Genomic DNA, 24,528 nt, shown 5'->3' on the forward strand with positions numbered 1-24,528 from the left:
AAGTGGGGCCACTCTACGCAGACAGCGCCGGCCCGCAATTGACCGCGTTGCCCGCCGCGCCGGCAAGGCGGCCAATGCGAGGGATGGCCTGGCGGCTAGTCTTGTGCCCACCTGCTGCACCCCGCATCCATTTCCCCAGGCAAGGAGTCACCCATGACCCAGCTGCGCCGGGTCGCCATCGTCGGCGGCAACCGCATTCCGTTCGCCCGTTCCAACACGGTGTACGCCACCGCCACCAACCAGCAGATGCTGACCAGCGCGCTGGAAGGCCTGGTGGAGCGCTACAACCTGCACGGCGAGCGCATCGGCGAATTCGTCGCCGGGGCGGTGCTCAAGCACTCCCGGGACTTCAACCTGGCCCGCGAATGCGTGCTCGGCTCGCGCCTGGCGCCGGAAACCAGCGCCTACGACCTCCAGCAGGCCTGCGGCACCGGCCTGGAAGCGGCCATCCTGGTGGCCAACAAGATCGCCCTGGGGCAGATCGAGAGCGGCATCGCCGGTGGCGTGGACACCACCTCCGACGCCCCCATCGGTGTGCACGAGGAGCTGCGCAAGATCCTCCTGGAGGCCAACCGCGGCAAGACCACCGCCGACAAGATCAAGACCCTGCTCAAGGTGCGCCCGCGCCACCTGGCGCCGCACATCCCGCGTAACGGCGAACCGCGCACGGGGCTGTCCATGGGCGAGTCCTGCGAGCTGATGGCGCAGACCTGGGCCATCCCCCGCGACGAGCAGGACAAGCTCGCCGTGGCCAGCCACCAGAAGCTGGCGGCGGCCTATGCCGAGGGCTGGCACAACGACCTGATGACCCCCTTCCTCGGCCTGACCCGCGACCAGAACCTGCGGGCGGACATCAACCTGGAGAAGCTCGGCACCCTGAAGACGGTGTTCGAGCGCGGCCCGCGCGGCACCCTCACCGCCGCCAACTCCACCCCGCTGACCGACGGCGCCTCGGTGGTGCTGCTGGCCAGCGAGGAGTGGGCCAAGGCACGCGGCCTGCCGATCCTCGCCTACTTCAAGGACGGCGAAGCCGCCGCGGTGGACTTCGTCAGCGGCAAGGAAGGCCTGCTGATGGCCCCGGTCTACGCGGTGCCGCGCCTGCTGGCACGCAACGGGCTGACCCTGCAGGACTTCGACTACTACGAGATCCACGAGGCCTTCGCCGCCCAGGTGCTGTGCACCCTCAAGGCCTGGGAAGACGCCGAGTACTGCAAGACCCGCCTCGGCCTGGAGCAGCCGCTGGGCGCCATCGACCGCAGCAAGATGAACGTCAAGGGCAGCTCCCTGGCCGCCGGCCATCCCTTCGCGGCGACCGGTGGTCGCATCGTCGCCAACCTCGCCAAGCTGCTGGACGCGGCGGGCCAGGGCCGCGGGCTGATTTCCATCTGCGCGGCGGGCGGTCAGGGTGTGACTGCAATCCTGGAGAAGTAATCCAATACCCGTGGCCGCAAGTCATCGCGGCCACGCGATGTAAGCAACTCCGTGATTTAGGGCGGCCCTGCGTGCAGGGCCGCCCTTTTTTTTCATTCGCGCGCCAGCGCCACCAGGCGCACCTCAACGCCCCCAAGGGCGGGTTATTGCCAAAACCCCTCGCCGCCGAGAAAATGCGATCAATTTTCATTTGATACTGCTTCTCGCGGTGACCCCATGGCCTCTTCCCTTTCGATCCAGGCGCTGTACAGCGAGCACCACGGCTGGCTGAAGGCCTGGCTGCGCAGCAAGCTGGGCAACGCGGCGGATGCCGCCGACCTGGCGCAGGACACCTTCCTGCGCCTGCTGGGCAAGGGCGAGGCACTGGAGCTGCACACCCCGCGCGCCTTCCTGCGCACCGTGGCCCGTGGGCTGGTGATCGATCACTGGCGTCGCGAGGAGCTGGAGCGGGCCTACCGCGAGGCCCTGGCCCAGGTGCCGGAGGCCGAGGCGCCCTCCCCCGAGACCCGCGAACTGGTCCTGGAGCTGCTGGAGCAGATCGCGACGCTGCTGGACCGCCTCAAGCCCAAGGTCCGCACGGCCTTCCTGCTGGCCCAGTGCGAGGGGCTGAGCCACCGCGAGGTGGCCGAGCGCATGGGCATCTCCCTGCGCTCGGTGGAGCGCTACGTGGCCGATGCGCTGTTCCATTGCTACCAACTGCGGTTCGCCGAATGACCCCGCGTCCCGCTCAACCCGACGAGCAGGTGGTGCGCCAGGCCATCGCCTGGATGCTGCGCCTGCGCGGCCAGCCCGACACCGGCGCGCTGCAGGCCTGCGAGCACTGGCGCAACCAGCACGCCAGCCACGAACTGGCCTGGCAGCGGGTGCAGCAGCTGGACCAGGAACTGGGCGTCGGCCTGCGCGCCCTGCCGCAGTCGCGCCAGGTGCTGGAAGACGCCCGTGCCGGCCTGCGCCGGCGCCAGGCGCTGAAGCTGCTGTCCGGGGCGGCCGTGGGGGGCGCGGCGCTCTGGCTGAGCCGCGACCTGGCGCCCTGGGAGCGCCTGACTGCGGACCTGGCCACCGCCACGGGCGAACGCCACGGCCAGCGCCTGGCCGATGGCAGCCGCCTGTTGCTGAACACCGACTCGGCGGTGGACCTGCGCATGACGGCGGGCCAGCGCCAGGTGCACCTGCGCCGGGGCGAGATCCTGCTGGAGGCAGCGCCCCAGGCCGAACCGTTGCACCTGCGCAGCGCACAGGGCTGGCTGCGTACCCGGGCTGCGCGCTTCGTCGCCCGGCTGGACGCAGGAGCGCTGCGCCTCTGCGTGCTGGGCGGCGAGGTGGAGGTGCTCAGCGGCACCGGGGGCCGCACGGTGGGGGCTGGGCGCACCGTCGAAGTCCGTGCCGGCGAGGTCCGCGAGCTGCCGCCACCGGCCATGGAACCGGGGGCCTGGGCGGATGGGCTGATCGTCACCCGCGATGTGCGGCTGGGGGATTTCGTCGCCGAGGTGGCCCGCTACCGCCCCGGCCGCCTGGCCTGCAGCGAGGCCGTGGCCGACCTGCGGCTGTCCGGGGTGTACCGGCTGGACGACACCGAGCGGCTGCTGGCACTGCTGCCACAGACGCTGCCCGTGCAGCTGCGCTACCGGACCCGCTGGTGGGTGACGGTGGAGGCGCGGGCCTGAGCGGATCAGCCGCCCGATGATCCCTGCGAATTTTTTTGGCGGGTTTTCCGGCGAAGCCCGGCAATGGGAATAACACCCATTCACCTTGCCAATCACGGACCCTGCCATGCGCGCCTCCCGCCCTTCCCGCCTTGCCCTTGCCGTTCGCGGCGCCCTGATCGCCGCCGCCCTCGCCACGCCCCTGCTGCCCGCCAGCGCCTCGGCGCAAACCGCCCAGGCCAGTGCCAGCCAGGGCTATGCGATTCCCGCCGGCCCGCTGGCCGAGGCGCTGAACCGCTTCGCCCGCGAGGCGGGCATCAGCCTGTCGGCGACGCCGGAGCAGACCCAGGGCCTGAACAGCGCGGGGCTGTCGGGCTACTTCGCGGTGGAAGAAGGGCTCGCCCGCCTGCTGCAAGGCACGCCGCTGCAGGCCGAGCCCCTGGGGGATGGCCGCTTCGTGCTGCGCGAGGCGCCCTCGGATGCGGCGCTGGAACTGGGCAGCACCCAGGTGTTCGCGCTGGGCAATGCCCTGGGCAGCGCCGAGGGCTACCAGGCCACCCACAGCCATGTGGCGACCAAGACCAGCAAGCCGCTGCTGGAAACCGTGCAGAGCGTGTCGGTGGTGACCCGCGAGCAGATCGACGACCAGGGCTCGAAGACCGTGCAGCAGGCGGTGCGCTACACCCCCGGGATCTTCACCGGCCAGGTGGGCGCCTCGAACCGCTACGACTACATCGTGATGCGCGGCTTCGCCGACAACAGCGTGGACAACGTCTTCCTCGACGGCCTGAAGACCATGGGCGACAGCGGCACCTTCAGCTCGCTGCAGGTGGACCCGTACTTCCTCGAACGCATCGACGTGCTCAAGGGCCCGTCGTCCGTGCTCTACGGCCGCAGCCTGCCGGGCGGCCTGGTGGCGCTGACCAGCAAGAAGCCGCTCTACACGCCCTACCACCAGGTGCAGGCCTCGGTGGGCAACATGAACCAGAAGAGCCTGGGCTTCGATTTCAGCGGCCCGCTGGACGAGGAGCAGCACATCGCCTACCGCGTGGTGGGCCTGGGCAAGGGCAGCGACACCCAGTTCGACCACGCCCGCGAGGAGCGCTACGCCATCGCGCCGTCCCTCTCCATCGACTTCAGCGAGGACACCTCACTGACCCTCCTGGGCTACCTGCAGCACGACCCCAACGGCGGCTACCACAGTGGCGTGCCGGCCGACGGGGCGCTGCATCCCCACAACGGCCAGCGCATCGACCGCGACTTCTTCGACGGCGAGCCGGGGCTGGACGACTTCGACCGCACCCAGCGGATGGCTGGCTACCAGCTGGAGCACCGTTTCAACGACGTCTGGAGCGCGCGGCAGAACCTGCGGGTGCTGGACGCCAGCGTGGACCTGTCGCAGGTCTACGGCTACCAGTGGACGGCACCGACGGCCAACACCCTGACCCGCTACTACTCCGGCGCCAGCGAGAAGCTGCGGGCCTACATCGTCGACAACATGCTGCAGGCCGAATTCGACACCGGCAGCGCGCGCCACATCCTGCTCACCGGCCTCGACTACCAGAATCGCAAGACGCGCGTGGACTGGACCTCGGCCAGCGTCTCGCCGCTGGATGCGTTCAACCCCGCCTACGGCAACGCGACGCTGGGCACCCTGTACCCGGACGACCACACCCGCCGCCTGGAGCAGACCGGCCTGTACGTGCAGGACCTGATCGACCTGGACCGCTGGCGCTTCTCCCTGGGCATGCGCCAGGACTGGGTGTCGGTCTCCGACGAGAACCGCACCAGCGGGACCAGGAGCGAAGCCGACTGGCGCCGCTTCACCGGCCGCGCGGGGGTGCTGTACCTGTTCGACAACGGCGTGGCGCCCTTCGTCAGCTACTCCGAGTCGTTCAACCCCAACGCCTATTCCGATGCCAGCGGCAAGCCGCTGGAGCCCACCGAGGGCACCCAGTGGGAGGCCGGGGTGAAGTTCCAGCCGCCGGGCAGCAACAGCCTGTACACCGCCTCGCTGTTCCACATCGTCCAGCAGAACGTGGCGTCGAAGCTGCCGCAGTACAGCTATTACGAGTCGGTGGGCGAGGTGCGCTCCCAGGGCCTGGAGCTGGAGGCCAATGCCCAGCTGAGCGAACGCCTGCGCCTGCTGGCCAGCTACACCTACACCGACATCACCTACACCCAGGCACTGGACGGTTCCCGGGGCAACACGCCGAACCAGGCGCCGAAGCACATGGCTTCGATCTGGGGTGAGTACCGCTTCGATGCCGGCGCGCTGGACGGCCTGCGCACCGGGCTGGGGGCACGTTACGTGGGCCGCAGCTGGGCAGACCGCGCCAACACGCTGCACGTGCCGTCCTACACGCTGGTGGATGCGCTGATCGGCTTCGACCTGGGCAAGGTGGGCCTGCCCGGGATGGACCTGGCGCTGAACGCCAACAACCTGCTGGACGAGGACTACGTGGCCTCGTGCTACAGCCTGGACTTCTGCTACTTCGGCGAGCAGCGCAACGTCACCGCCACCCTCAGCTACCAGTTCTGACCGGCGCCTGGACGAGGCTGCCCCGGCGTCGGGGCGGCCTCGTCCATGTGCGCGACAGACTTGCCACAGGAACGCGCCCATGCGCCCCCTTATCGTCCTGCTGCACCGCTACCTCGGCCTGGCCACGGCGCTGTTCCTCGCCCTCGCCGGGCTCACCGGCAGCGTGCTGGCCTTCCAGCACGAGATCGACGAATGGCTGAACCCGGCCTTCTACCACGCGCCCGCACGGGGGCCGCTGCTGTCACCGGGCGAGCTGGTGCAGCGCATCGAGCAGGCCGAGCCGCGCCTGCAGGTCTGGTACATGGAGGTGCCGGACGAAGCCGGCCACTCGGCGCTGATGGCGGCGGTGCCCCGTACCGACCCGGCCACCGGTGCGCCCTACGACCTGCACCACCGGGTGATCTACCTGGACCCGGTGAGCGGCGCCGAGCTGGGCATGCGCCAGTGGGGCACCTGCTGCCTGCAGGCGCAGAACCTCATCCCCTTCCTGCTGGATTTCCACTACACCCTGGCGCTGCCGGGCAACTGGGGGCTGATGCTGATGGGGCTGGTGGCGATCCTCTGGGTGTTCGACTGCTTCGCCGGCGCCTGGCTGACCCTGCCCCGTGGACGGCCCTTCCTGAAGAAATGGTGGACGGCCTGGACGCTGAAGCGCGGCGCCGGACGCTACCGACGCACCCTCGACCAGCACCGCGCCGGCGGGCTCTGGCTGTGGCTGCTGCTCCTGCCGGTGGCGGTGAGCAGCGTGGCGATGAACCTGCCGGAGCCGGTGTTCAAGCCGGTGGTGTCGCTGTTCTCCGAGGCGCCGCCGAGCACCTACCAGCAGCGCAGCCAGATGCCCCGCGAGGCACTGGGGGAGACGCGCCTGGACTACCAGCAGGTGTACCGGCTGGCGCAGGCGGAAGGCGCGCGGCAGGGCATCGAGGGGAGCATCGGCGAGCTGTACTACAGCGTCGAGTACAACTTCTTCGGGGCAGGGTTCGGCGGTCACGACGCCAACCCGCTGGAGAAGTCATGGCTGTTCTTCGATGGGGCCGACGGCCGCCTGATCGGCGCGGAGGTCGCCGGGCGCGGCACGCCGGGTGAACGCTTCTACCGGCTGCAGGCACCGATCCACGGTGGGCGCATCGCGGGGTTGCCGGGGCGCATCGTGATCGCGCTGCTGGGGCTGGCCATCGCCGGGCTGAGCGTCACCGGCGTGGTCATCTGGTGGCGCAAGCGGCAGGCCCGGCGCGCCAGTGCGGCCCGCGCCCGCGAGGGGCGGCGAGCCGCTTTCGGTCAGAACTTGTAGCTCAGGCCGAGGGAAGTGCTTTCGTTGTTCTTGTCACGACCGGGCAGGTTGGAGTCCTTGTCCTTGTGCTCGTAGCTGACGGTCATCACCAGGTCCTTGGTGAGCTTGTGACCGAGGGTGACGACGTGCTTGGTCTCGTCCTCTTCCTTGCCGGAGGGGTCGTGCTTGAAGTCGGTGTGACGGCGGCTGTAGGCGACGCTGGCGAAGCTGTCCCAGGGCAGCTTGCGGGCGTAGCTGATCTTCCAGCCTTCCTGCTCCTTGTCCTTGTTGCGCTTGTCGTTGTCTTCCACCTTGGGCGAGTAGCTGAGGTCGAAGCTGTCCTTGCCGGTGGGCTTGAAGCGGGTGCCGACCTTGAAGGTGTCGACTTCGATATCCAGCGGGCTGTCGTTCTCCAGGCCACGGTTCTCGTAGTTGTAGCGGGTGTACAGCTCCAGCACGCGGTTCAGCTTGTGACTGGCGCCCAGGGACCAGATGGTGCTGGAGAGGTCGTACTGGTGGTCCTTGTAGAGCTGCAGGTAGGTGACGGCGGCGTTGATCTTCAGGCGCCAGGCCGGGATGACGAAGGTGGGGCCGGTGGAGACCGCCCAGGTCTGCCGGTTGAGCTCGTCGCGGTCGTCCTGGCGGGCCTGGGCGATGTTGGCGCCGAGGTTCCAGCGGCTGCCACGGTCGTCGAAGCCGTAGCCGTAGCGCAGGCTGCCGGCTGCCTGCCAGCGGTTGTCGTGGACGGTGGACTTGGGCTTGGCGACCGGGGTGGGCGCGGTGTCGTCGTCTTCGTCTTCGCCGTCGTCGGCCAGGTCGTCTTCGTCCAGGTCGATGTCGTCGAGCAGGTCGTCGAGGCTGTCGTCGTCCTCGAAGGCCATATCGTCCATGTCCTCGTCGTCCTCGTCATCGAACGAGGGGTCCTGGGTCATGCCGGCACTGGCGTTGGCGGTGTCGGTGTCATGCACCCGGGCCACGGCGACGCGGCCGCCGAAGGTGTGGGTCTTGAGCTTCTTGGCGATGCGCTTGGCCAGCTTGGCGCCTTCCTTGGCCTCCGCGGAGTCGGGGGCGTCCTGCTTGAGCCGCGCCAGCTCGGCCTTGGCGGCCGGGTAGTCGAGGGCGTCGGCATAGACCTTGGCCAGGGCCAGGCGCGCGCGGGGGTGGCTGGCGCTCAGGCTCGGGTCGGCGAGGATGGCGCGGTACTGCTCGGCGGCACTGCCGAGCAGGCCCCAGCGGGCACTGCTTTCCGCGTCACGGGCGAGGGTCTGGTAGGGGCTGGCGATGCTGCACAGGGGCAGGCCGGCCAGAAGCAGAACGGCGGTCAGTCCGTTGAGTTTCATGGTGGGTTCCGGGAGGGCGGTCGATGGAATGGTGGGCAAGCCTATAGAGGCGGTTTGCCAGCGTCCAGAGCCCGGCCTGAATGTGATTTTGCATTCACAAAGTCCCGTCCCACGCGGGCTGCAGGCCTCTCCAAAAGACGACGAACGACTGTGGATAACCGCTTCGGCAGGCGCCGCTTTTCATCCTCCTGAAACGAAAAAGGCGCAGCCTGGGGGCTGCGCCTTTGTCTGTGCCGGACGGCTCGACTCAGAACGGGATGTCGTCGTCGAAGCTGTCGTAGTCCGGGGCCGGCTGGGCGGCCGGTTGCGGAGCCGGGCGGGACTCGCGCGGGGCGGACTGTTGCGGCTCGCGCTGCGGACGCGGGGCGCGCGGGGCGGAATCGCCATCGCTGCCGGGACGACCGCCGAGCAGTTGCATCTGGCCGTTGATGTCCACGACGATTTCGGTGGTGTAGCGGTCCTGGCCGTCCTGACCCTGCCACTTGCGGGTGCGCAGGCTGCCTTCGACGTAGACCTGGGAACCCTTGCGCAGGTATTCGCCGGCGATCTCGGCGAGGCGGCCGAAGAACACCACGCGGTGCCACTCGGTGCGCTCCTGCTGCTGGCCGGTCTGCTTGTCCTTCCAGCTCTCGCTGGTGGCCAGGGTGATGTTGGTCACGGCGTTGCCGTTGGGCATGTAGCGGACTTCAGGGTCGCCGCCGACGTTGCCGACCAGAATGACTTTGTTAACCCCACGGGCCATAACGTTCTCCTAGGCTTCAGCACGTTCGGGCGCCGGCTTGATCAGGCGCTCCAGGGACGTGCGGTCCAGTTTTTCGGTATCCACTTTGATATAGATGGCGGCTTCTTCGACCACCACCACGGCATCCGCCACTCCGGGCAAAGCCAGCAAACGCGGGACCAGCGTCGCATCGCCGAGGGCCGCTGCATCGAGCGGCTGGCGCAGGCTGGTCACGTACGGAGGTTCGCGCATAGTAACAGCAATGGCGACCCAAATCGCACAGAGCGCCGCACATCCGATGAACACGACGGACAGGCCGCCATGCTGGAACAACCAGCCGCCGAGGATGCCGCCGAGTGCGGCGCCGAGGAACTGGCTGGTGGAGTAGACGCCCATGGCGGTGCCCTTGCCGCCGGCCGGGGCGACCTTGCTGATCAGCGAGGGCAGCGAGGCCTCCAGCAGGTTGAAGGCGGTGAAGAAGACGATGGTGCCGATGACCAGGGCGCTCAGGGTGTCGCCGAAGGCCCAGAAGAACAGTTCGCAGGCGGCCAGCACGCTGACGGCGCCGATCAGCACGCGCTTCATCTGGCGCTTCTTCTCGGCGTAGATGATGAACGGGACCATGCCGAAGAACCCCACCAGCAGCGCGGTGAGGTAGACCCACCAGTGCTGCTCCTTGGGCAGGCCGGCCTTCTCCACCAGCGCCAGCGGCAGAGCGACGAAGCTGGCCATGAGCACGGCGTGCAGGGCGAGGATGCCGAAGTCCAGGCGCAGCAGGTCGGGGTGCCTGAGGGTCGGCAGCAACGCCTGGCGGGCCACGCCGGATTCGCGGTGCTGCAGCGGCGAGGCGGCGCGGGGGACGAACAGGGCGATGATCAGGATGCCGACCAGGGCCATGGCAGCGGTGATCCAGAACAGCCCGGCCAGGCCGAAGGCGCGGGTGACCAGGGGGCCGACCACCATGGCGACGGCGAAGGAGACGCCGATGCTCATGCCGATCATGGCCATGGCCTTGGTGCGGTGCTGCTCGCGCGTGAGGTCGGAGAGCAGCGCCATGACCGCAGCGGAGATGGCCCCGGCCCCCTGCAGGACGCGCCCCGCGATGACGCCCCAGATGGAGTCGGCGTTGGCCGCCAGCACGGCACCGGCGGCGAAGATCAGCAGGCCGATGTAGATCACCGGCAGGCGGCCGATGCGGTCGGAGACGATGCCGAAGGGGATCTGCAGCACCGCCTGGGTCAGGCCGTAGGCGCCGATGGCCAGGCCGATCAGCGCCGGGGTGGCGCCGGCCAGGTCCTGGCCGTAGGTGGCCAGGACCGGCAATACCATGAACATGCCGAGCATGCGGAAGGCGAACACCAGCGCCAGGCCACCGGCGGCGCGGGTCTCGCGACCGCTCATGCGTTCGGAATGGGGATCGTGCATAGATGCCTCGTGACAGGAAGTGCGGGAATGCGTCATGCCCCGCGTCGGGCGCTGGCACCCGGTCCCCGGGTGCGCGGCTGCTGCCTGCGCCGGAAAAATGCGGCGCATTCTAGCAGTCCCGGCCCGTCAGGACACTGCCGTGCCGCTTTGCCGCGCCCCTGGGGGCACCCGTATACTCGGGCGTTTTCCGCTCGCCATGCGAGGCCGCTGTGGACCAGATACTCATCCGTGGGGCACGTACCCACAACCTGAAGAACGTCGACCTCACCCTCCCCCGCGACAAGCTCATCGTGATCACCGGGCTGTCCGGTTCGGGCAAGTCGTCCCTGGCGTTCGACACGCTCTACGCCGAGGGCCAGCGGCGCTATGTGGAATCGCTGTCGGCCTATGCCCGACAGTTCCTGTCGATGATGGAAAAGCCCGATGTGGACACCATCGAGGGGCTGTCGCCGGCCATCTCCATCGAGCAGAAATCCACCAGCCACAACCCCCGTTCCACGGTGGGCACCATCACCGAGATCTACGACTACCTGCGCCTGCTCTACGCCCGCGCCGGTACGCCGCGCTGCCCGGACCACGATGTGCCGCTGGAGGCGCAGACCGTGAGCCAGATGGTCGACCAGGTGCTGGCCATGCCCGAGGGCCGCAAGCTGATGCTGCTGGCGCCGGTGATCCGCGAGCGCAAGGGCGAGCACCTGGCGGTGTTCGACGAACTGCGCGCCCAGGGCTTCGTCCGCGCACGGGTCAACGGCCGCCTCTACGAGCTGGACGAGCTGCCCAAGCTGGACAAGCAGAAGAAGCACTCCATCGATGTGGTGGTGGACCGCTTCAAGGTGCGCGGCGATCTGCAGCAGCGCCTGGCGGAATCCTTCGAGACGGCGATCAACCTCGCCGACGGCATTGCGCTGGTGGCGCCGATGGACGACGAGCCGGGCGAGGAGATCATCTTCTCCGCGCGCTTCGCGTGCCCCCATTGCGGCCACTCCATCAGTGAGCTGGAACCCAAGCTGTTCTCCTTCAACAACCCGGCCGGTGCCTGCCCCACCTGCGATGGCCTGGGGGTGAAGCAGTTCTTCGATGCCAAGCGCCTGGTCAACGGCGAGCTGACCCTGGCCGAAGGCGCGATCCGCGGCTGGGACCGGCGCAACGTCTATTACTTCCAGATGCTCGGCTCCCTGGCCGCGCACTATGGCTTCAGCCTGGAGGAGCCGTTCGACGACCTGGCGCCGGAGCACCAGAGGGTGATCCTGCAGGGAAGCGGCCGCGAGGACGTGGACTTCCGCTACCTCAACGACCGTGGCGACATCGTCAAGCGCTCCCACCCCTTCGAGGGCATCGTCCCGAACCTGGAGCGGCGCTACCGCGAGACCGAATCCAACACCGTGCGCGAGGAGCTGGCGAAGTTCCTCAGTACCCAGCCCTGCCCGGATTGCCGGGGCACCCGCCTGCGCCGCGAGGCACGCCATGTGTGGGTCGGCGAGAAGACGCTGCCGGCAGTGACCGGCCTGCCGGTGGGCGAGGCCTCGGACTACTTCGGCGTGCTGGAGCTGCCGGGGCGCAAGGGTGAGATCGCGGCGAAGATCCTCAAGGAGATCCGCGAGCGCCTGCAGTTCCTGGTGAACGTCGGCCTGGACTACCTGACCCTGGACCGCAGCGCCGACACCCTCTCCGGTGGCGAGGCCCAGCGCATCCGCCTGGCCAGCCAGATCGGTGCCGGCCTGGTGGGGGTGATGTACATCCTCGACGAACCGTCCATCGGCCTGCACCAGCGTGACAACGAGCGCCTGCTGGCCACCCTCACCCACCTGCGCAACCTGGGCAACACGGTGATCGTGGTCGAGCACGACGAGGACGCCATCCGCCTGGCCGACTATGTGGTGGACATCGGCCCGGGTGCCGGCGTGCATGGCGGCCGGATCGTCGCCGAAGGCACGCCGGACGAGGTGATGGCCCACCCGGATTCGCTCACCGGCAAGTACCTGTCGGGTCGGGTGAAGATCGAGGTGCCGGCCACCCGCACGCCCCGCGACAAGAAGAAGTCGCTGAAGCTCAAGGGCGCGCGCGGCAACAACCTGCGCAACGTCGACCTGGAGATCCCGGTCGGCCTGCTGACCTGCATCACCGGCGTGTCCGGTTCGGGCAAGTCGACGCTGATCAACAACACCCTGTTCCCCATCACCGCGACGGCGCTGAACGGCGCCACCACCCTGGAGGCAGCCCCCCACGACAGCTTTGACGGGCTGCAGCACCTGGACAAGGTGGTGGACATCGACCAGAGCCCCATCGGCCGTACGCCGCGTTCCAACCCGGCGACCTACACCGGGCTGTTCACGCCGATCCGTGAACTGTTCGCCGGCGTGCCGGAGTCCCGCTCGCGGGGCTACGGGCCGGGGCGCTTCTCCTTCAACGTGAAGGGCGGCCGCTGCGAGGCCTGCCAGGGCGACGGCGTGATCAAGGTGGAGATGCACTTCCTGCCGGACATCTACGTGCCGTGCGACGTGTGCAAGGGCAAGCGCTACAACCGCGAAACCCTGGAGGTGAAGTACAAGGGCCGCAGCATCACCGAGGTGCTGGACATGACCATCGAGGAGGCGCGCCAGTTCTTCGATGCCGTGCCGGCCATCGCCCGCAAGCTGCAGACGCTGATGGACGTGGGCCTCTCGTACATCCGCCTGGGGCAGTCGGCGACCACCCTTTCCGGCGGTGAGGCACAGCGGGTGAAGCTGTCCCGCGAGCTGTCCAAGCGCGACACCGGCAAGACGCTGTACATCCTCGACGAGCCCACCACGGGCCTGCACTTCGCCGACATCCAGCAGCTGCTGGACGTGCTGCACCGGCTGCGGGACCACGGCAACACGGTGGTGGTCATCGAGCACAACCTGGACGTGATCAAGACCGCCGACTGGCTGGTGGACCTGGGCCCGGAAGGCGGCTCCAAGGGCGGCCAGATCATCGCCACCGGTACGCCAGAGGAGGTGGCGGCGATGCCGCAGTCCCACACGGGACACTTCCTCAAGCCGTTGCTGGAGCGCGACCGCGCCTGATACGAAAAAGCCCCGCAGATGCGGGGCTTTTTCGTGGAGCGGTAGATCAGGCCAGGTCGAAGCGGTCGAGGTTCATCACCTTGGTCCAGGCGGCAACGAAGTCCTGGGTGAACTTCGCCTGGGCGTCGGCGCTGGCGTAGACCTCGGCGATGGCGCGCAGCTGCGAGTTGGAACCGAACACCAGGTCGACGCGGGTGGCGGTCCACTTCAGGGCGCCGCTGCTGCGGTCACGGCCTTCGAACAGCTCGGCGGCTTCGCTGGTGGGCTTCCACGCCGTCCCCATGTCCAGCAGGTTGGCGAAGAAGTCGTTGCTGAGCGTGCCGGGGCGCTGGGTCAGTACGCCGTGTGCGGTCTGCCCGACGTTGGCCCCCAGTACCCGCAGGCCGCCGACCAGTACGGTCATTTCCGGTGCGGTGAGGGTCAGCAACTGGGCACGGTCCACCAGCATCTCCTCGGCGGTTACGGTGAAACGCGCCTTCTGGTAGTTGCGGAAGCCGTCGGCCAGGGGTTCCAACACAGCGAAGGACTCGACGTCGGTCTGTTCCTGGGAGGCGTCCATGCGGCCCGGGGTGAAGGGCACTTCCAGGGCCTGCCCGGCGGCCTTGGCAGCCTGCTCGATGCCCACGCCACCGGCGAGGACGATCAGGTCGGCCAGGGAGACCTTCTTGCCACCGGCTTGCGAGCGGTTGAAGTCGGCCTGGATGCCTTCCAGCACGCCGAGAACACGAGCCAGTTGCGCGGGCTGGTTGGCTTCCCAGTCCTTCTGCGGTGCCAGACGGATGCGGGCACCGTTGGCGCCGCCGCGCATGTCGGAACCGCGGTAGGTGGAAGCCGAGGCCCAAGCGGTGGACACCAGTTCGCTGACCGAGAGGCCGGAGGCCTGGATGCGTGCCTTGAGCCGGGCGATGTCCTGCGCGTCCACCAGCGGGTGGTCGACGGCCGGGATCGGGTCTTGCCAGATCAGCTCTTCAGCCGGGACTTCCGGGCCGAGGTAGCGGGCACGCGGGCCCATGTCGCGGTGGGTGAGCTTGAACCAGGCGCGGGCGAAGGCGTCGGCGAAGGCCTGCGGATCCGCCAGGAAGCGGCGGGAGATCTTCTCGTAGGCCGGGTCCAGGCGCAGCGACAGGTCGGTGGTCAGCATGGTCGGGCGGTGCATCTTCGACGGGTCGTGTGCATCCGGGATGACCGCATCAGCGCCCTTGGCCACCCACTGGTGGGCACCGGCGGGGCTCTTGGTCAGTTCCCAGTCGTACTTGAACAGGTTCTCGAAGAAGTAGTGGCTCCACTGGGCCGGGGTCTGGGTCCAGGTGACTTCGAGGCCACTGGTGATGGTGTCCGAGCCCTTGCCGCTGCCGAAACTGCTGTGCCAACCGAGGCCCTGGGCTTCGATGCTGGCGGTTTCCGGGTCAGCCCCCACATGGGCGGCGTCGCCGGCACCGTGGGTCTTGCCGAAGGTGTGGCCGCCGGCGATGAGGGCGACGGTTTCCTCGTCGTCCATGGCCATGCGGGCGAAGGTTTCGCGGATGTCACGGGCTGCGGCGATCGGGTCGGGGTTGCCGTCCGGGCCTTCCGGGTTCACGTAGATCAGCCCCATCTGCACGGCAGCCAGCGGGTTCTCCAGGTCGCGGTCACCGCTGTAGCGGCTGTTGGGTTTCTCGCTGGTGGCCAACCACTCGCGCTCGGAACCCCAGTAGATGTCCTCTTCCGGCTCCCAGATATCGCGGCGGCCGCCGGCGAAACCGAAGGTCTTGAAGCCCATGGACTCCAGGGCGACGTTGCCGGTCAGGATCATCAGGTCGGCCCAGGAGATCTTCTGGCCGTATTTCTGCTTGATCGGCCACAGCAGGCGGCGGGCCTTGTCGAGGTTGACGTTGTCCGGCCAGCTGTTGAGCGGGGCGAAACGCTGGTTGCCGGTGCCCGCACCGCCACGGCCGTCTGCCGTGCGGTAGGTGCCGGCGCTGTGCCAGGCCATGCGGATGAACAGCGGACCGTAGTGGCCGAAGTCGGCGGGCCACCAGTCCTGGGAATCGGTCATGAGGGCGTGGAGGTCACGCTTGAGGGCCTGCAGGTCGAGGCTCTTGAAGGCTTCGGCGTAGTCGAAGCCGCTGTCCAGGGGATCGGACAGGCTGGAGTGCTGGTGCAGGATCTTCAGGTTAAGCTGGTTAGGCCACCAGTCGCGGTTGGACGTACCACCGCCGGCGGAATGCTGCGCACCGCCACCGGAAAAGGGGCACTTGGCTTGGGCGGGAGTCGTGGGCTTCTGGCTCATCTGTGATCGCTCCTTATCAGGTCGTCACCGGCCCGTGCCGGCGATGGAGGAAAGATTAGAATGCCATCAGCAAGAGAACCAATTTATTAACCGTAACAAAACAATAGAAAATAACTCTTACAAGATCGCGGGCATAAAAAAACCGGGCACTAGGCCCGGTTTCTTCGCAGCGACCGATTACTCGGCAGCGGCTTCGACTTCACCAGCGACCGGACGGTCAACCAGTTCGACGTACGCCATGGGGGCGTTGTCGCCAGCGCGGAAGCCGCACTTCAGGATGCGCAGGTAGCCGCCCTGACGGTTGGCGTAGCGCTTGCCCAGATCGTTGAACAGTTTGCCAACGATGGCTTTCGAACGAGTACGGTCGAAGGCCAGACGACGGTTGGCAACGCTGTCTTCCTTGGCCAGGGTGATCAGCGGCTCGGCAACGCGACGCAGTTCCTTGGCTTTGGGCAGGGTGGTTTTGATCAGTTCGTGCTCGAACAGCGATACCGCCATGTTCTGGAACATGGCCTTGCGGTGAGCGCTGGTGCGGCTGAGGTGACGGCCACTTTTACGATGACGCATGGTTCAATTCCTTACCAAACTAAGACGTTCGGTGATTACGACGATCAGGCAGTCGCCTTGTCGTCCTTCTTAAGACTTGCCGGCGGCCAGTTGTCGAGGCGCATGCCGAGGGACAGACCACGGGAGGCCAGGACGTCCTTGATCTCGGTCAGGGACTTCTTGCCCAGGTTCGGAGTCTTGAGCAGCTCTACTTCGGTACGCTGAATCAGGTCGCCGATGTAGTAGATGTTCTCCGCCTTCAGGCAGTTGGCCGAACGCACGGTCAGCTCAAGGTCGTCGACGGGGCGCAGGAGGATCGGATCGATCTCGTCTTCCTGTTCCACGACCACGGGCTCGCTGTCACCTTTGAGGTCCACGAACGCTGCCAGCTGCTGTTGCAGGATGGTAGCGGCGCGACGGATAGCCTCTTCGGGATCCAGGGTGCCGTTGGTTTCCAAGTCGATGACCAGCTTGTCCAGGTTGGTGCGCTGCTCGACACGGGCGTTTTCCACGACGTACGCAACGCGACGGACCGGGCTGAAGGAAGCGTCGAGCTGGAGACGGCCAATGCTACGGCTCTCGTCTTCGTCGCTCTGGCGCGCGTCAGCGGGTTCGTACCCACGGCCGCGAGCCACTTTCAGCTTCATGTTCAGCGAGCCGTTGTCCGCCAGGTTGGCGATGACGTGGTCACCGTTGACGATCTCGACATCATGATCCAGCTGAATATCGGCAGCAGTGACAACGCCCGGGCCTTTCTTGACCAGGTTCAGCGTTACTTCGTCACGGCCGTGCAGTTTGACAGCCAGACCTTTCAGGTTGAGCAGGATTTCAATGACGTCTTCCTGAACACCTTCGATGGCGCTGTACTCATGGAGTACGCCGTCGATTTCGGCCTCGACTACTGCACAGCCAGGCATGGAGGACAACAGGATGCGACGCAGCGCGTTGCCCAGGGTATGGCCGAAGCCACGCTCGAGAGGCTCGAGCGTGATCTTGGCGCGGGTCGTGCTGACCGCTTGCACATCGATGTGGCGAGGGGTCAGGAACTCATTTACCGAACTCTGCATGGATGCACCTATTTTCTAGCCCTTACTTGGAGTAGAGCTCGACAATCAGGTTTTCGTTGATGTCGGCGGACAGATCAGTACGAGCCGGAACGCTTTTGAACACGCCCGACTTCTTGTCGGCGTCGACTTCAACCCACTCAACGCGACCGCGCTGAGCGCACAGCTCAAGGGCTTGAGCAATGCGAAGCTGGTTCTTGGACTTCTCGCGAACAGCGACTACGTCACCAGCCTTGACCTGATAGGAGGGGATGTTGACGGTCTGGCCGTTCACGCTGATGGCCTTGTGGGAAACCAGCTGACGGGACTCGGAACGGGTAGCGCCGAAGCCCATACGGTAGACGACGTTGTCCAGACGGCACTCGAGGAGTTGCAGCAGGTTCTCGCCGGTAGCGCCCTTGCGACGGGCAGCTTCCTTGTAGTAACCGCTGAACTGACGCTCCAGTACACCGTAGATACGACGGACCTTCTGCTTCTCGCGCAGCTGGGTGCCGTAGTCGGACAGACGGCCACGACGGGCACCGTGCTGACCAGGAGCGGATTCGATGTTGCACTTAGACTCGAGGGCACGAGCGCCGCTCTTCAGGAAGAGGTCAGTGCCTTCACGACGGGACAGTTTGCATTTGGGACCAATGTAACGAGCCATTTCTCACTGTCTCCTATTACACGCGACGCTTCTTCGGCGGACGGCACCCGTTGTGCGGGATCGGCGTCACGTCGGTGATGCTGGCAATCTTGTAGCCGCAGGCGTTCAGAGCACGCACAGCGGACTCGCGACCCGGACCGGGACCCTTGACGTTGACGTCGAGGTTCTTCAGACCGTATTCCAGAGCAGCCTGACCGGCACGCTCGGCAGCCACCTGGGCAGCGAACGGGGTGCTCTTACGGGAGCCACGGAAACCGGAACCACCGGAGGTCGCCCAGGACAGAGCGTTGCCCTGACGGTCGGTGATGGTCACGATGGTGTTGTTGAAAGAAGCGTGGATATGGGCGATCCCATCAACCACTGTCTTCTTGACTTTCTTACGGGGACGAGCAGCAGGCTTAGCCATGACTTAATTCCTGTCGATTCGCGGGCGCAAAATTACTTGCGGATCGGCTTACGCGGGCCCTTGCGGGTGCGCGCGTTGGTCTTGGTGCGTTGGCCATGAACAGGCAGACCACGACGGTGACGCAGGCCGCGGTAGCAACCCAGGTCCATCAGACGCTTGATGTTCATGTTGATCTCGCGGCGCAGGTCACCCTCGGTGGTGAGCTTGGCCACTTCGCCACGCAGCTGTTCGAGCTGCTCGTCGGTCAGATCCTTGATTTTCACCGACGGGTTGACGCCGGTGGCCGCACAGATGTTCTGCGCGGTGGTGCGACCAACACCGTAGATGTAGGTCAGCGAGATAACAGTGTGCTTGTTATCTGGAATGTTGACGCCTGCAATACGGGCCATTCAATGAAAACTCCAGTTGACAGCTATCGGTGCCCCGGAAGCCAAGAAATAGGGCGCGCGATATTAGCGCTGTAATAACGAATAATCAACCCGGCAGCACACTAGCTGCCGGGCTCACGACGCGTGAATCACACTCAGCCTTGGCGCTGTTTGTGACGCGGCTCCGCGCTGCAGATCACGCGAACGATACCGTCGCGGCGAATGATCTTGCAGTTACGGCACAGCTTCTTCACCGATGCACGAACTTTCATCAGTAACTCCTAGAACCTTACGGCACTGCGTCAGCGGAGCATTCCGCCGCCGTAGCCCTTCAGGTTGGCTTTCTTCATGAGGGATTCATACTGGTGCGAAACGAGGTGCGACTGTACTTGGGCCATAAAGTCCATCACAACCACGACCACGATCAGCAACGAGGTCCCGCCAAGGTAGAACGGAACGTTTGCCGCAACCACAAGGAACTGGGGAAGCAGGCAGACAGCCGTCATGTACAGGGCACCGAACATGGTCAGACGAGTCAGAACGCCATCGATGTAGCGCGCAGACTGCTCACCAGGACGAATACCCGGGATAAAGGCACCGGACTTCTTCAGGTTCTCCGCCACGTCTTTCGGGTTGAACATCAGCGCTGTGTAGAAGAAGCAGAAGAAAACGATCCCTGCACTAAACAGCAGAATGTTCAACGGCTGACCAGGAGCGATCGCCTGCGAGAGGTCCTGCAGCCAGCCCATTTTCTCGGACTGACCGAACCATGCGCCCAGCGAGGCCGGGAACAGCAGGATACTGCTGGCGAAAATGGCCGGGATCACGCCCGCCATGTTCACCTTCAGCGGCAGGTGGCTGTTCTGCGCAGCAAAAACCTTGCGGCCCTGCTGACGCTTGGCATAGTGCACCGCGATGCGGCGCTGACCACGCTCGATGAACACCACAAAACCGATGATCGCAACAGCCAGGAGGCCGATGGCGATCAGGGCGAAGATGTTGATATCGCCCTGACGAGCAGACTCGAAAGACTGCCCAATCGCTCTCGGCAGACCGGCAACGATGCCCGCGAAGATAAGCATCGAGATACCGTTGCCGACACCGCGCTCGGTGATCTGCTCGCCCAGCCACATCATGAACAGTGCACCCGCCACGAAGGTGGTGACTGCCACGAAGTGGAAGCCGAAATCAGTCGAGAAAGCGACGCCCTGACTGGCCAGACCAACAGCCATGCCGATGGCCTGAACCAGCGCTAGGGCTACGGTGCCATAGCGGGTGTACTGGCTGATCTTGCGACGGCCAGCTTCACCTTCCTTCTTCAACTGCTCCAGCTGCGGGCTGATAGCGGTCATGAGCTGCATGATGATCGAAGCCGAGATGTACGGCATGATCCCCAGTGCAAAAATGCTCATGCGCTCCAGCGCGCCGCCGGAAAACATGTTGAACAGGCTAAGAATGGTCCCCTCGTTCTGCCGGAACAGTTCGGCCAGCCGGTCCGGGTTGATACCGGGCACTGGGATGTGCGCGCCGATCCGATAGACGATGATCGCCAGGAACAGGAAACGCAGTCGAGCCCAGAGCTCGGACAATCCGCCATTGCTGAGCGCGGAGAGAGCACCTTGCTTAGCCATTTAGTCCTCGAACTTACCGCCAGCTGCTTCGATGGCCGCACGCGCACCTTTGGTGGCGGCGATGCCCTTCAGGGTGACCGCGCGAGCAACTTCGCCGGACAGCATGACTTTTACACGCTGCACGTTCTGGTTGATCACGTTGGCATCCTTCAGCGCTTGCAGAGTGACGACATCGCCTTCCACCTTGGCCAGCTCGGAGGTGCGCACTTCTGCGCGATCCATGGCTTTCAGGGAAACGAAGCCGAACTTCGGCAGGCGGCGGTGCAGGGGCTGTTGACCACCCTCGAAGCCGGGAGCGATGGTACCACCGGAGCGAGAGGTCTGACCTTTGTGACCACGGCCACCGGTCTTGCCCAGACCGCTACCGATGCCACGGCCCGGACGGTGCTTCTCGCGACGGGCACCCGGCGCGGAACGCAGATCGTTCAGTTTCATGGATTAACCCTCGACACGCAGAAGGTAGTAAGCCTTGTTGATCATGCCGCGGTTTTCAGGAGTGTCCTGAACCTCTACGGTGTGACCGATACGACGCAGGCCAAGGCCCTTGACGCAGGCTTTGTGGTTGGCCAGACGGCCATTCACGCTCTTGACCAGCGTAACTTTTACAGTAGCCATGATCAGAGAATCTCCTCGACGCTCTTGCCACGCTTGGCTGCAACAGCTTCAGGGGACTGCATGTTCTTCAGGCCCTTGAAGGTGGCATAAACCACGTTCACCGGATTGGTAGAGCCGTAGCACTTGGCCAGGACGTTCTGGACACCTGCCACCTCCAGGACAGCGCGCATGGCGCCGCCGGCGATGATCCCGGTACCTTCGGAAGCCGGCTGCATGAACACCTTGGAGGCGCCGTGAGCGGACTTGATGGGGTACTGCAGGGTGGTGCCATCCAGTTCGACCTGGATCATGTTGCGACGGGCAGCTTCCATGGCCTTCTGGATTGCAGCAGGCACTTCGCGGGACTTGCCGCGACCGAAACCGACGCGACCCTTACCATCACCCACCACGGTCAGCGCGGTGAAGGTGAAGATACGGCCACCCTTTACGGTCTTGGCAACGCGGTTAACCTGAACCAGCTTCTCGATGTAACCTTCGTCGCGCTTTTGCTCGTTGTTCGCCATAACTTAGAACTCCAGCCCGCCTTCACGAGCAGCATCGGCCAGCGCCTTGACGCGACCGTGGTACTTGAAGCCAGAACGATCGAACGCTACCTGGGTAACACCAGCGGCTTTCGCGCGCTCGGCAACCAGCTGGCCGACTTTCTTGGCCGCGTCAACGTTGCCGGTGGCACCGCTACGCAGTTCTTTGTCCAGAGTCGAGGCGCTGGCCAGGACCTTGGCGCCGTCGGCCGAAATGACCTGGGCGTAGATGTGCTGGGAAGAGCGGTATACGCAGAGGCGTACGGCTTCCAGCTCGCGCATTTTCAGGCGTGCCTTGCGAGCGCGACGCAGACGAGTTTCTTTCTTTACGCTCATTTGCTATGCCCTACTTCTTCTTAGCTTCTTTACGACGCACGACTTCATCGGCGTAACGTACACCCTTGCCTTTGTAAGGCTCCGGCGGACGGAAGTCGCGGATCTCGGCGGCCACCTGACCAACCAGCTGCTTGTCGATACCCTTGATCAGGATGTCGGTTTGGCTGGGGGTTTCAGCGGTTACGCCTTGCGGAAGCTCGTAGTCAACCGGATGGGAGAAGCCGAGAGCCAGGGACAGCACTTGGCCTTTGGCCTGAGCCTTGTAGCCGACGCCGACCAGCTGGAGCTTGCGCTCGAAGCCCTGGCTGACGCCTACGACCATGTTGTTCACCAGCGCACGGGTGGTACCGGCCATGGCCTTGTTCTGCTGGTCGCCGTTGCGAGCGGCAAAGCGAAGCTCGCCGTTTTCCTGCAGGATTTCCACGGACGGATGTACTTTCAGCTCAAGAGTGCCCTTGGCGCCCTTGACGGAAAGTTGCTGACCAGCCAGCTTGATTTCAACGCCAGCGGGCAGCTTTACGGGGTTCTTAGCAACGCGAGACATGCTTCAACCCCCTTAGAACACAGTGCAAAGCACTTCGCCACCAACGCCAGCGGCGCGAGCAGCACGATCAGTCATCACACCTTTGTTGGTGGACACGATCGAAACGCCCAGACCGCCACGAACCTTCGGCAGCTGATCGACGGACTTGTACTGGCGCAGGCCAGGACGACTTACGCGCTTCAGCTCTTCAATGACCGGACGGCCTTCGAAGTACTTCAGCTCGATGGACAGCAGAGGCTTAACATCGCTGCTGACCTGGTATCCCGTGATGTAACCTTCGTTCTTCAGAACGTTGGCTACCGCCACCTTCAGCTTGGAGGACGGCATGCTTACGACAGACTTTTCAGCCATCTGGGCATTACGGATACGAGTTAGCATGTCCGCTAACGGGTCCTGCATACTCATGGGCTAGTTGCTCCTAAATACAAAAGAATAGCCTTGCGGCTAGAGTCACCTGCGAGCTCCAGGCACAAGAAGGCCTGAATCGGGCGAGCCGAATATTCTAGAGAGACCCTAGAAACGAATCAAGCCCCTTGCGGGGCTTGATTCGGCACATCCATGAAAGGCCGACGACTGGCGTCGACCTTCGACATCACCAGCTGGCTTTGACCAGACCGGGAACGTCACCACGCATGGCGGCTTCACGCAGCTTGTTACGGGACAGCCCGAACTTGCGGTAAACGCCGTGCGGACGGCCAGTGATGCGGCAGCGGTTACGCAGGCGCGATGCGCTGGCGTCACGCGGCTGCTTCTGCAGGGCTACCTGGGCTTCCCAACGCGCTTCCGGAGTGGAGTTCGGGTTGGCAATGATAGCTTTGAGCTCAGCACGCTTCTTGGCGTACTTGGCGACCGTCAGCTGACGCTTCAGCTCGCGGTTCTTCATGCTCTGTTTGGCCATATTCCTGCTCCAATCAGTTGCGGAAGGGGAAGTTGAAAGCGCGCAGCAGAGCGCGACCTTCATCATCATTGCGGGCGGTGGTGGTCAGGGTGATGTCCAGACCACGCAGCGCATCGATCTTGTCGTAATCGATTTCCGGGAAGATGATCTGCTCTTTCACACCCATGCTGTAGTTGCCGCGACCATCGAAGGACTTGGCATTCAGGCCGCGGAAGTCACGAACGCGCGGCAGGGAGATGGAGAGCAGGCGATCCAGGAACTCGTACATACGATCGCGGCGCAGCGTCACCTTGACACCGATCGGCCAACCCTCGCGAACCTTGAAGCCGGCAATGGACTTGCGGGCGTAGGTCACGACGGCCTTCTGACCGGTGATCTTTTCCAGGTCGGCTACTGCGTTCTCGATGACTTTCTTGTCACCGATAGCTTCGCCGAGACCCATGTTCAGGGTGATCTTGGTAACACGCGGAACTTCCATCACGTTAGCCAGCTTCAGCTCTTCTTTCAGCTTGGGCGCGATTTGCTTCCGGTAAATCTCTTTCAGTCGTGCCATGGTGTTCTACCTATGATTCTCAAGCGCCAACCGGCTTCTGGGTGGACTTGAAGACACGAATTTTTTTGCCGTCTTCGATCTTGAAGCCAACGCGGTCAGCCTTGTTGGTTTCGCTATTGAAGATGGCGACGTTGGAGACGTGCAGGGGCGCCTCCTTCTCGACGATACCGCCCTGGATGCCGGACATCGGGTTCGGCTTGGTGTGGCGCTTCACCAGGTTGATCCCACCGACGACCAGACGGTCGTCAGCGAGAACCTTGAGCACCTTGCCACGCTTGCCCTTGTCTTTGCCGGCGATGACGATGATCTCGTCGTCACGACGAATCTTTTGCATGACGGCTTCTCCTTACAGCACTTCAGGGGCGAGCGAGACGATCTTCATGAACTTCTCGGAACGAAGCTCACGGGTCACAGGCCCGAAGATGCGGGTACCGATCGGCTCTTGCTTGTTGTTCAGCAGAACAGCAGCGTTGCCGTCGAAGCGGATGATGGAGCCATCAGGACGGCGAACACCGTGCTTGGTGCGGACCACGACAGCAGTCATCACCTGGCCTTTCTTGACCTTGCCACGGGGAATCGCTTCCTTGACGGTGACCTTGATGATATCGCCGATACCGGCATAGCGACGGTGCGAACCACCCAGGACCTTGATGCACATAACGCGACGAGCACCGCTGTTGTCAGCGACGTCGAGCATGGATTGAGTCTGAATCAT

At 64.9% G+C, this 24,528-nt stretch carries 27 protein-coding genes; 6 read left to right on the forward strand and 21 right to left on the reverse strand.

Annotated elements, in window-relative coordinates; translation table 11 throughout:
* Positions 1-153: 153 nt before the first annotated feature.
* The 5 genes from FBY21_RS16880 to FBY21_RS16900 all read left to right on the forward strand — a co-directional run bounded on the left by FBY21_RS16880 (position 154) and on the right by FBY21_RS16900 (position 6,907).
* The gene (locus FBY21_RS16880; RefSeq protein ID WP_044411084.1) at positions 154-1,431 is read left to right on the forward strand and encodes an acetyl-CoA C-acetyltransferase; all 1,278 of its coding nucleotides are present in this window, start codon (positions 154-156) and stop codon (positions 1,429-1,431) included.
* Positions 1,432-1,647: 216 nt separating this feature from the next.
* The gene (locus tag FBY21_RS16885) at positions 1,648-2,145 is read left to right on the forward strand and encodes a sigma-70 family RNA polymerase sigma factor (RefSeq protein WP_142012503.1); all 498 of its coding nucleotides are present in this window, start codon (positions 1,648-1,650) and stop codon (positions 2,143-2,145) included.
* Positions 2,142-3,095, forward strand: a complete 954-nt coding sequence (locus FBY21_RS16890) for a FecR domain-containing protein (protein WP_142012505.1) — start codon at positions 2,142-2,144, stop codon at positions 3,093-3,095. Before FBY21_RS16885 ends, FBY21_RS16890 begins: the two co-directional genes overlap by 4 nt.
* A 106-nt stretch (positions 3,096-3,201) precedes the next feature.
* Positions 3,202-5,616: a TonB-dependent siderophore receptor gene (locus FBY21_RS16895; RefSeq protein WP_142012507.1), complete on the forward strand. Its 2,415-nt coding sequence runs from the start codon at positions 3,202-3,204 to the stop codon at positions 5,614-5,616.
* 79 nt (positions 5,617-5,695) lie between these two features.
* The gene (locus FBY21_RS16900) at positions 5,696-6,907 is read left to right on the forward strand and encodes a PepSY-associated TM helix domain-containing protein (protein WP_142012509.1); all 1,212 of its coding nucleotides are present in this window, start codon (positions 5,696-5,698) and stop codon (positions 6,905-6,907) included.
* On the opposite strand, the gene FBY21_RS29450 is transcribed toward FBY21_RS16900, so the two are convergent.
* From FBY21_RS29450 to FBY21_RS16915, 3 genes are all read right to left on the reverse strand, one after another.
* A complete protein-coding gene (locus FBY21_RS29450; RefSeq protein WP_160158610.1) occupies positions 6,895-8,226 on the reverse strand; it encodes a hypothetical protein in 1,332 nt (443 codons plus the stop codon). The two genes, FBY21_RS16900 and FBY21_RS29450, sit on opposite strands and share 13 nt — an antisense overlap.
* Positions 8,227-8,473: 247 nt before the next feature.
* A complete protein-coding gene (locus tag FBY21_RS16910) occupies positions 8,474-8,968 on the reverse strand; it encodes a single-stranded DNA-binding protein (protein ID WP_044411072.1) in 495 nt (164 codons plus the stop codon).
* A 9-nt stretch (positions 8,969-8,977) separates the two neighbouring features.
* A complete protein-coding gene (locus FBY21_RS16915) occupies positions 8,978-10,372 on the reverse strand; it encodes an MFS transporter (protein ID WP_044411068.1) in 1,395 nt (464 codons plus the stop codon).
* Between the two features lie 209 nt (positions 10,373-10,581).
* Between FBY21_RS16915 and uvrA the strand changes: the two genes are divergently transcribed.
* Positions 10,582-13,416 (forward strand): excinuclease ABC subunit UvrA, encoded by a 2,835-nt coding sequence (gene uvrA / locus FBY21_RS16920; RefSeq protein WP_044411066.1) that lies wholly within the window; start codon positions 10,582-10,584, stop codon positions 13,414-13,416.
* A gap of 46 nt (positions 13,417-13,462) precedes the next feature.
* Here uvrA and katG read toward each other — a convergent pair whose 3' ends face one another.
* From katG to rplN, 18 genes are all read right to left on the reverse strand, one after another.
* On the reverse strand, positions 13,463-15,685 hold the full coding sequence (gene katG / locus FBY21_RS16925; protein WP_142012511.1) for a catalase/peroxidase HPI: 2,223 nt from the start codon (positions 15,683-15,685) through the stop codon (positions 13,463-13,465).
* A 177-nt stretch (positions 15,686-15,862) separates the two neighbouring features.
* Positions 15,863-16,252 (reverse strand): 50S ribosomal protein L17, encoded by a 390-nt coding sequence (rplQ, locus tag FBY21_RS16930; RefSeq protein ID WP_016490551.1) that lies wholly within the window; start codon positions 16,250-16,252, stop codon positions 15,863-15,865.
* Between the two features lie 44 nt (positions 16,253-16,296).
* Positions 16,297-17,298 (reverse strand): DNA-directed RNA polymerase subunit alpha, encoded by a 1,002-nt coding sequence (locus FBY21_RS16935; RefSeq protein WP_044411060.1) that lies wholly within the window; start codon positions 17,296-17,298, stop codon positions 16,297-16,299.
* A gap of 22 nt (positions 17,299-17,320) precedes the next feature.
* Positions 17,321-17,941 carry a 30S ribosomal protein S4 gene (gene rpsD, locus FBY21_RS16940; protein ID WP_044411057.1) on the reverse strand — a complete coding sequence of 207 codons (621 nt, stop codon included), beginning with the start codon at positions 17,939-17,941 and terminating at the stop codon, positions 17,321-17,323.
* 16 nt (positions 17,942-17,957) lie between these two features.
* Entirely contained in the window at positions 17,958-18,347 is a 390-nt protein-coding gene (gene rpsK / locus FBY21_RS16945) for a 30S ribosomal protein S11 (RefSeq protein ID WP_003093689.1), read from the reverse strand.
* Positions 18,348-18,379: 32 nt separating this feature from the next.
* Positions 18,380-18,736 (reverse strand): 30S ribosomal protein S13, encoded by a 357-nt coding sequence (gene rpsM / locus FBY21_RS16950; RefSeq protein WP_044411054.1) that lies wholly within the window; start codon positions 18,734-18,736, stop codon positions 18,380-18,382.
* Between the two features lie 134 nt (positions 18,737-18,870).
* Positions 18,871-18,987, reverse strand: a complete 117-nt coding sequence (gene rpmJ, locus FBY21_RS16955) for a 50S ribosomal protein L36 (protein WP_003093693.1) — start codon at positions 18,985-18,987, stop codon at positions 18,871-18,873.
* A 30-nt stretch (positions 18,988-19,017) separates the two neighbouring features.
* Entirely contained in the window at positions 19,018-20,346 is a 1,329-nt protein-coding gene (secY, locus tag FBY21_RS16960) for a preprotein translocase subunit SecY (RefSeq protein ID WP_044411046.1), read from the reverse strand.
* On the reverse strand, positions 20,347-20,781 hold the full coding sequence (rplO, locus tag FBY21_RS16965; RefSeq protein WP_069562476.1) for a 50S ribosomal protein L15: 435 nt from the start codon (positions 20,779-20,781) through the stop codon (positions 20,347-20,349).
* A gap of 3 nt (positions 20,782-20,784) precedes the next feature.
* Positions 20,785-20,961 carry a 50S ribosomal protein L30 gene (rpmD, locus tag FBY21_RS16970; protein WP_036991154.1) on the reverse strand — a complete coding sequence of 59 codons (177 nt, stop codon included), beginning with the start codon at positions 20,959-20,961 and terminating at the stop codon, positions 20,785-20,787.
* Between the two features lie 2 nt (positions 20,962-20,963).
* Complete coding sequence (gene rpsE, locus FBY21_RS16975; RefSeq protein ID WP_044411025.1) at positions 20,964-21,464, reverse strand: 30S ribosomal protein S5; 501 nt, start codon at positions 21,462-21,464, stop codon at positions 20,964-20,966.
* 3 nt (positions 21,465-21,467) lie between these two features.
* Positions 21,468-21,818 (reverse strand): 50S ribosomal protein L18, encoded by a 351-nt coding sequence (gene rplR, locus FBY21_RS16980; RefSeq protein WP_044411023.1) that lies wholly within the window; start codon positions 21,816-21,818, stop codon positions 21,468-21,470.
* Between the two features lie 10 nt (positions 21,819-21,828).
* A complete protein-coding gene (rplF, locus tag FBY21_RS16985) occupies positions 21,829-22,362 on the reverse strand; it encodes a 50S ribosomal protein L6 (protein WP_044411021.1) in 534 nt (177 codons plus the stop codon).
* 12 nt (positions 22,363-22,374) lie between these two features.
* Complete coding sequence (rpsH, locus tag FBY21_RS16990) at positions 22,375-22,767, reverse strand: 30S ribosomal protein S8 (RefSeq protein ID WP_069565396.1); 393 nt, start codon at positions 22,765-22,767, stop codon at positions 22,375-22,377.
* Between the two features lie 187 nt (positions 22,768-22,954).
* Complete coding sequence (gene rpsN, locus FBY21_RS16995) at positions 22,955-23,260, reverse strand: 30S ribosomal protein S14 (protein WP_044411017.1); 306 nt, start codon at positions 23,258-23,260, stop codon at positions 22,955-22,957.
* Positions 23,261-23,273: 13 nt separating this feature from the next.
* Positions 23,274-23,813 (reverse strand): 50S ribosomal protein L5, encoded by a 540-nt coding sequence (gene rplE / locus FBY21_RS17000; RefSeq protein ID WP_044411014.1) that lies wholly within the window; start codon positions 23,811-23,813, stop codon positions 23,274-23,276.
* 19 nt (positions 23,814-23,832) lie between these two features.
* Entirely contained in the window at positions 23,833-24,147 is a 315-nt protein-coding gene (gene rplX / locus FBY21_RS17005) for a 50S ribosomal protein L24 (RefSeq protein ID WP_069562478.1), read from the reverse strand.
* A 12-nt stretch (positions 24,148-24,159) separates the two neighbouring features.
* Positions 24,160-24,528 carry a 50S ribosomal protein L14 gene (gene rplN, locus FBY21_RS17010; RefSeq protein ID WP_003448734.1) on the reverse strand — a complete coding sequence of 123 codons (369 nt, stop codon included), beginning with the start codon at positions 24,526-24,528 and terminating at the stop codon, positions 24,160-24,162.

The sequence above is a fragment of the Pseudomonas sp. SLBN-26 genome (assembly GCF_006715895.1).
Lineage (GTDB): Bacteria > Pseudomonadota > Gammaproteobacteria > Pseudomonadales > Pseudomonadaceae > Metapseudomonas > Metapseudomonas otitidis.

Coding starts and splice junctions, on each gene's coding strand:
- FBY21_RS16880 (WP_044411084.1), top strand. CDS start 154: ATGACCCAGCTGCGCCGGGTCGCCATCGTCGGCGGCAACCGCATTCCG.
- FBY21_RS16885 (WP_142012503.1), top strand. CDS start 1,648: ATGGCCTCTTCCCTTTCGATCCAGGCGCTGTACAGCGAGCACCACGGC.
- FBY21_RS16890 (WP_142012505.1), top strand. CDS start 2,142: ATGACCCCGCGTCCCGCTCAACCCGACGAGCAGGTGGTGCGCCAGGCC.
- FBY21_RS16895 (WP_142012507.1), top strand. CDS start 3,202: ATGCGCGCCTCCCGCCCTTCCCGCCTTGCCCTTGCCGTTCGCGGCGCC.
- FBY21_RS16900 (WP_142012509.1), top strand. CDS start 5,696: ATGCGCCCCCTTATCGTCCTGCTGCACCGCTACCTCGGCCTGGCCACG.
- FBY21_RS29450 (WP_160158610.1), bottom strand. CDS start 8,226: ATGAAACTCAACGGACTGACCGCCGTTCTGCTTCTGGCCGGCCTGCCC.
- FBY21_RS16910 (WP_044411072.1), bottom strand. CDS start 8,968: ATGGCCCGTGGGGTTAACAAAGTCATTCTGGTCGGCAACGTCGGCGGC.
- FBY21_RS16915 (WP_044411068.1), bottom strand. CDS start 10,372: ATGCACGATCCCCATTCCGAACGCATGAGCGGTCGCGAGACCCGCGCC.
- katG (WP_142012511.1), bottom strand. CDS start 15,685: ATGAGCCAGAAGCCCACGACTCCCGCCCAAGCCAAGTGCCCCTTTTCC.
- rplQ (WP_016490551.1), bottom strand. CDS start 16,252: ATGCGTCATCGTAAAAGTGGCCGTCACCTCAGCCGCACCAGCGCTCAC.
- FBY21_RS16935 (WP_044411060.1), bottom strand. CDS start 17,298: ATGCAGAGTTCGGTAAATGAGTTCCTGACCCCTCGCCACATCGATGTG.
- rpsD (WP_044411057.1), bottom strand. CDS start 17,941: ATGGCTCGTTACATTGGTCCCAAATGCAAACTGTCCCGTCGTGAAGGC.
- rpsK (WP_003093689.1), bottom strand. CDS start 18,347: ATGGCTAAGCCTGCTGCTCGTCCCCGTAAGAAAGTCAAGAAGACAGTG.
- rpsM (WP_044411054.1), bottom strand. CDS start 18,736: ATGGCCCGTATTGCAGGCGTCAACATTCCAGATAACAAGCACACTGTT.
- rpmJ (WP_003093693.1), bottom strand. CDS start 18,987: ATGAAAGTTCGTGCATCGGTGAAGAAGCTGTGCCGTAACTGCAAGATC.
- secY (WP_044411046.1), bottom strand. CDS start 20,346: ATGGCTAAGCAAGGTGCTCTCTCCGCGCTCAGCAATGGCGGATTGTCC.
- rplO (WP_069562476.1), bottom strand. CDS start 20,781: ATGAAACTGAACGATCTGCGTTCCGCGCCGGGTGCCCGTCGCGAGAAG.
- rpmD (WP_036991154.1), bottom strand. CDS start 20,961: ATGGCTACTGTAAAAGTTACGCTGGTCAAGAGCGTGAATGGCCGTCTG.
- rpsE (WP_044411025.1), bottom strand. CDS start 21,464: ATGGCGAACAACGAGCAAAAGCGCGACGAAGGTTACATCGAGAAGCTG.
- rplR (WP_044411023.1), bottom strand. CDS start 21,818: ATGAGCGTAAAGAAAGAAACTCGTCTGCGTCGCGCTCGCAAGGCACGC.
- rplF (WP_044411021.1), bottom strand. CDS start 22,362: ATGTCTCGCGTTGCTAAGAACCCCGTAAAGCTGCCCGCTGGCGTTGAA.
- rpsH (WP_069565396.1), bottom strand. CDS start 22,767: ATGAGTATGCAGGACCCGTTAGCGGACATGCTAACTCGTATCCGTAAT.
- rpsN (WP_044411017.1), bottom strand. CDS start 23,260: ATGGCCAAACAGAGCATGAAGAACCGCGAGCTGAAGCGTCAGCTGACG.
- rplE (WP_044411014.1), bottom strand. CDS start 23,813: ATGGCACGACTGAAAGAGATTTACCGGAAGCAAATCGCGCCCAAGCTG.
- rplX (WP_069562478.1), bottom strand. CDS start 24,147: ATGCAAAAGATTCGTCGTGACGACGAGATCATCGTCATCGCCGGCAAA.
- rplN (WP_003448734.1), bottom strand. CDS start 24,528: ATGATTCAGACTCAATCCATGCTCGACGTCGCTGACAACAGCGGTGCT.